We start from the raw sequence: 4,800 nt of genomic DNA on the forward strand, positions 1-4,800 counted from the left end.
AATGATAAATTCAACATCGTCATGGCCTCGGGAGATTTGCCGCAAGCCATCGTCGTCACGGACAAGTCCCCGGGGTTTATCAAGTCTGTCAAATCAGGTGCGTTTTGGGAGCTTTCACCTTATTTAAAAGACTACCCGAACCTCGGAAAGGCCGATAAAAAAGTGATGAAGAACAGTTCCATCAATGGCGAGATTTACGGTATTTACAGGGCGAGGGACCTGATCCGCGCTTCGATCATCATCAGAACGGACTGGCTCGAAAATGTCGGTCTGGAGATGCCGAAAACAATCGACGAATTTTACGACGTGCTGAAAGCGTTTAAAGAAAAAGACCCCGACGGAAACGGGAAAGACGATACGTACGGCATGGTGGTGCCGAAATGGATGGGGCTTGGAAACGGGAGCCCGTGGGATATTATGCAGACGTGGTTCGGCGCACCAAACCGCTACGGAATAGACGAAAAAGGTGAACTCATTCCGGACTTCACGACAGAAGAGTATATGGAAGCGCTGCGGTTTTTCAAAAAGCTGTATGATGAGGGACTGATCAATAAAGACTTCGCCGTCATGGATTCAGCGAAGTGGAACGATCCAATCGTCAAAGGAAAAGCGGGTGTCATCGTCGATACCGGTTCGCGGGCCTCACAAATTCAAAGCGCAATGGAAGAAGCAGCTCCCGCTAACAAGGATGTGATCGACGTCACCGGAACGGTCAAAGGCCCGAAAGGAACGTATACATTCCCGACATCGGGATACGCCGGAATGATTGCCATTCCGAAAGCGAGCGTCAAAACGGAAAAAGAATTGAAAGAAGTGCTCAGCTTCCTGGATAAAATGAACGATGAAGAGGCACAAATTATTGCCAACAACGGTATAAAAGGGCGCAACTATAAGCTTGAGAACGGAACGTACACGTCCCTTGAAAAAAATAATAAAAAACTGCTTTATGAGCACGAAGGTCTTGCGCAGTTCAGCATGGGCATTCCCGAACAAAGATACCATGTGGAAAAACAAGAATCAAAGCTGTTCAAACACCGTGAACAGATTCTCAAAGAAGGGGAAAAAATCGCCGTATTCAATCCGGCTGAATCGCTCGTTTCAGATGTTTACACCCAAAAAGGGGCACAGCTTGACAACATCATTCTCGATGCCAAAACGCAGTTTATCATCGGTGACATCGATGAAAAAGGCTTTCAAGATGCCGTGCAGCTTTGGTATAAAAGCGGTGGTGAAGATTTGATGAAAGAACTGAACAAACGCTACAAGGAGACGAAATAGCTCAGATCTTCAACCAGTATACGAAAGGGGGGATGCAGCACGTGGAAATCACCGCTAAAACAGGGAAAACCGCTGTTGAGACAGAAAAGAAACCGACTGGGCTGCAAGCCGTAAAACGGGATAAATGGCTTTATCTTCTGCTTGTTCCCGGTGTTTTATATTTTCTCATATTTAAATATTGGCCGATGTGGGGCGTGTTCATTGCTTTTAAAGATTATTCGCCTTATCTCGGATTTTGGCAGAGCGAATGGGTCGGGTTCGAGTATTTTAAAGATTTCTTTATGAACCCTGACTTTTTCCGCCTGCTCCGCAACACGCTCATGCTCGCCGCTCTCGATTTGATTTTTGCATTTCCGGCTCCGCTGATTGTCGCACTCATGCTGAATGAACTGCGACATGCCATCTATAAACGGTGCATTCAGACGTTTATATATGTTCCGCATTTCGTCTCATGGACGATCGTCGTCAGCATGACATTTGTCTTTTTTACAGTTGATACGGGCGTGATGAATAAAATGCTGCAAAGCATAACGGGCAAAGAGATTGCATTTCTCTCGGATCCCGAATGGTTCAGGCCGATGATTGTGCTGCAAAGCATATGGAAGGAGACGGGCTGGGGAACGATCCTGTTTCTGGCGGCGCTCGCTTCGGTTGACCAGGAGCAGTATGAAGCGGCAGTGATGGACGGGGCAGGCAGATTAAGGAGAATGTGGCACATTACCCTTCCGGCCATCAGAAGCACGATCGTCGTGCTTCTCATCTTAAGAATCGGCAGTTTTTTAAACATCGGCTTTGAACAGATTTTTTTAATGACCAACTCTTTAAACCGGAGCGTGGCTGAAATTTTTGACACGTATGTCTATGTTGTCGGAATTACGCAAGGTGCATACAGCTATAGTACGGCAGTCGGGCTTTTTAAATCGGTTGTCGGAATCATTCTGATATTCGGCGCCAATTATATCGCGAAAAAGTTTGACCAGGACGGTCTGTTTTAATGAATGGAGGTGAAAAGGATGTCCGGTGCGGAAACGATCCATAACACAAAAGCGGGGCGGGTATTCGATTGGTTTAATGTGCTCTTTCTCGGCTGCTGCGGGCTGATAACCGTCTTGCCTTTTCTGTATATTATCGCGGGATCTTTTGCAACGGAGGCCGAGCTGGCGGAAAAGAGCTTCTTTATCTTTCCTGAGACATTCTCGCTTGACGCGTACCGCTATATTTTTTCAACGCCGACATTTATCAGGAGCATGGGGGTGTCTGTGTTCATTACGGTTGTGGGAACGATCGTCCAGCTCTTTTTTACATTTACGATGGCCTATCCTCTTGCGAAACGGCACATTAAGGGAAGAAACCTGCTTTTGAATCTCGTTATTTTTGCGATGCTTTTCAGCGGAGGAATGATTCCGACGTATATTGTCGTCAAATCACTGGGACTGCTCGATTCGTACTGGGCGCTAATATTGCCGATGGCGATTAATCCGTTCAATCTTATTATTATTAAAAACTTTTTTCAGCAGCTTCCGAAAGAACTTGAGGAGTCGGCAAAGATTGACGGCTGTTCAGAAATCGGCGTGTTCTTAAGGATCGCGCTGCCGCTGTCAAAGCCGATTATTGCAACTTTTGCGCTGTTTTATGCGGTCGGGATTTGGAACGACTTTTTCCATGCTTTGCTGTACATCAATGACAGCGCGAAATGGCCGCTCCAAATGGTGCTGCGCCAAGTGACGATTCTTTCGGATCTGACAGGGACGACGAATGATATGATGGAAACGGTGCCGCCTGAACAATCGATTAAACTGGCCGTCATCGTCATTGCGACGCTGCCGATTTTAGCCGTGTATCCATTTTTGCAGAAGCATTTTGCCAAAGGCATTCTGATCGGGTCTGTGAAGGGATAAAAAAACCGCCTGGCTCATGAGCCGGCGGCTTACGGCTCAGGCGGCTGAGCCGTTTTTATTTCTTTTTTTCATCCAAAAATAAACCGGGAGACCGACGAGGCCGATCAAAATTGACCACAGGCAGCTGTAAAAGTCAGTGATAAGCGTGCTGATAAGAACAAACAATGACCCGAGAATAGCCGCAACAGGCAGGTAAGGGTAGAGCGGCACGCTGTAAGCTCTCCCTTGGCCGTTCTTCCGTCTCCGCAAAATAAATACCGCGAAAAACGCCATGACATAGAAAATGTAAATCATAAAAATCGAAACCTCTGACAGCTGTTCCGGATTGCTGATGATCATTAAGATGACAGCGAACATCATCTGGACGATGACCGCGATCCAAGGCGTATGGAATGCCGGATGAACATGCGAGATCCAGCGGGAGAACGGAAGCTGTTTTTTCTCAGCCATCGCAAAGATCACGCGCGGAAAAGACAGAACTTTTCCGTTTAAGCAGCCGAAGATGCTGACGATAATTCCGATGGAGATCAGCTTGCCGCCGATCGGTCCGAACAGCATTGTAGCGGCTGTGCTTGTCGCATTTTCACCAAGCTTGACAATCTGATCGGCAGGAAGAATGTGAAGCAGCGCCAAGTTAATGAACAGGTAGCAGGCTGTGACGATCAGTATCCCGCCTGTCATCGCTTTCGGGAGCACTTTTTCCGGGTTCTTCATTTCTCCGCCGAGTGCCGCAAGAAGGATCCAGCCGTCATACGCGAATAGCGTCGCCAATACCGCCGCTCCGAAGTTTTGGCTGGCGATGCTCTCCGTAACTGTACTGAAAATATGTTCATCGCCATGCCATAGACCGAACACAATGATACATACAATGGGAATCAGCTTTCCGATCGTTGTGACCGTCTGTACCGCTCCGCCGTATTTTGTTCCGACAATGTTGACGATGCATAAAAAGGCGACGGTGATAATGCCGATGAGTGCAGTCCATGATTTATCCCAGGAAAACAAGTTGGCCACTAGCGAGCCGAAATATAATCCGAGTGCGCCGATGATGGCCGGTCCGTAGATGATAATCTGCACCCAGCCGCATAAGAACCCCCAGAACTCGCCGTAAATTTCTTCAAGATATGTGTAAAGCCCGCCCGTTTTCGGAATTTGAGCGCCCAGTTCGGCGATTGTCAGCCCGCCTGCTAGCGTCAAGATTCCGCCAAGGATCCAGGCAAAAAGAGCAATTTGTGCGTTTCCGGAATAGGAAAGCACGCTGCCGGGCTTCATAAACACGCCGGAACCGATGATCGTTCCAATCACAAGAGATAGCGCAAATAACAAGCCTATCTCTTTTTTTAGTCCGTTTGCTTCTGCATTCATTGCGATGCCTCCCATTGATGTAATCTCTTTTATAGAAAACTATTTTTATATTGTAATACCTTTTTTAAAAAAGAAAAATTAAATAAATTTTCAGATTTTCGCATTTTTTGTGTATGTTAAACATTTTAAGGTCGTAAAACCCGAAGGGGGCAGGAATAACCGAACCATTTTAAGTCATTTCGGAGTTATTGTTAGTTTTTTTAGGGGCAGACAGGAAAGAAGGTCGGTAAGACGGTTTGGTTGAGTTTTCATATCAAAT

At 46.8% G+C, this 4,800-nt stretch carries 4 protein-coding genes; 3 read left to right on the plus strand and 1 reads right to left on the minus strand.

Annotation, left to right across the window (positions count from 1 at the left end; translation table 11 throughout):
• From C1T29_RS04790 to C1T29_RS04800, 3 genes are all read left to right on the plus strand, one after another.
• On the plus strand, positions 1 to 1,278 hold a 1,278-nt coding region (locus C1T29_RS04790), incomplete at its 5' end, for an extracellular solute-binding protein (protein WP_208945628.1).
• 41 nt (positions 1,279 to 1,319) lie between these two features.
• The gene (locus tag C1T29_RS04795) at positions 1,320 to 2,273 is read left to right on the plus strand and encodes an ABC transporter permease (protein WP_020451071.1); all 954 of its coding nucleotides are present in this window, start codon (positions 1,320 to 1,322) and stop codon (positions 2,271 to 2,273) included.
• Between the two features lie 18 nt (positions 2,274 to 2,291).
• Complete coding sequence (locus C1T29_RS04800) at positions 2,292 to 3,176, plus strand: carbohydrate ABC transporter permease (RefSeq protein WP_020451072.1); 885 nt, start codon at positions 2,292 to 2,294, stop codon at positions 3,174 to 3,176.
• A gap of 36 nt (positions 3,177 to 3,212) precedes the next feature.
• Here C1T29_RS04800 and C1T29_RS04805 read toward each other — a convergent pair whose 3' ends face one another.
• Positions 3,213 to 4,541: an APC family permease gene (locus tag C1T29_RS04805; RefSeq protein ID WP_208945629.1), complete on the minus strand. Its 1,329-nt coding sequence runs from the start codon at positions 4,539 to 4,541 to the stop codon at positions 3,213 to 3,215.
• Positions 4,542 to 4,800 lie beyond the last annotated feature (259 nt).

Source organism: Bacillus sp. MBGLi79 (genome assembly GCF_002953915.1).

Excerpts from the sequence above, each read along its gene's own strand:
- C1T29_RS04800 (WP_020451072.1), top strand. The coding sequence starts at position 2,292 with ATGTCCGGTGCGGAAACGATCCATAACACAAAAGCGGGGCGGGTATTC.
- C1T29_RS04805 (WP_208945629.1), bottom strand. The coding sequence starts at position 4,541 with ATGAATGCAGAAGCAAACGGACTAAAAAAAGAGATAGGCTTGTTATTT.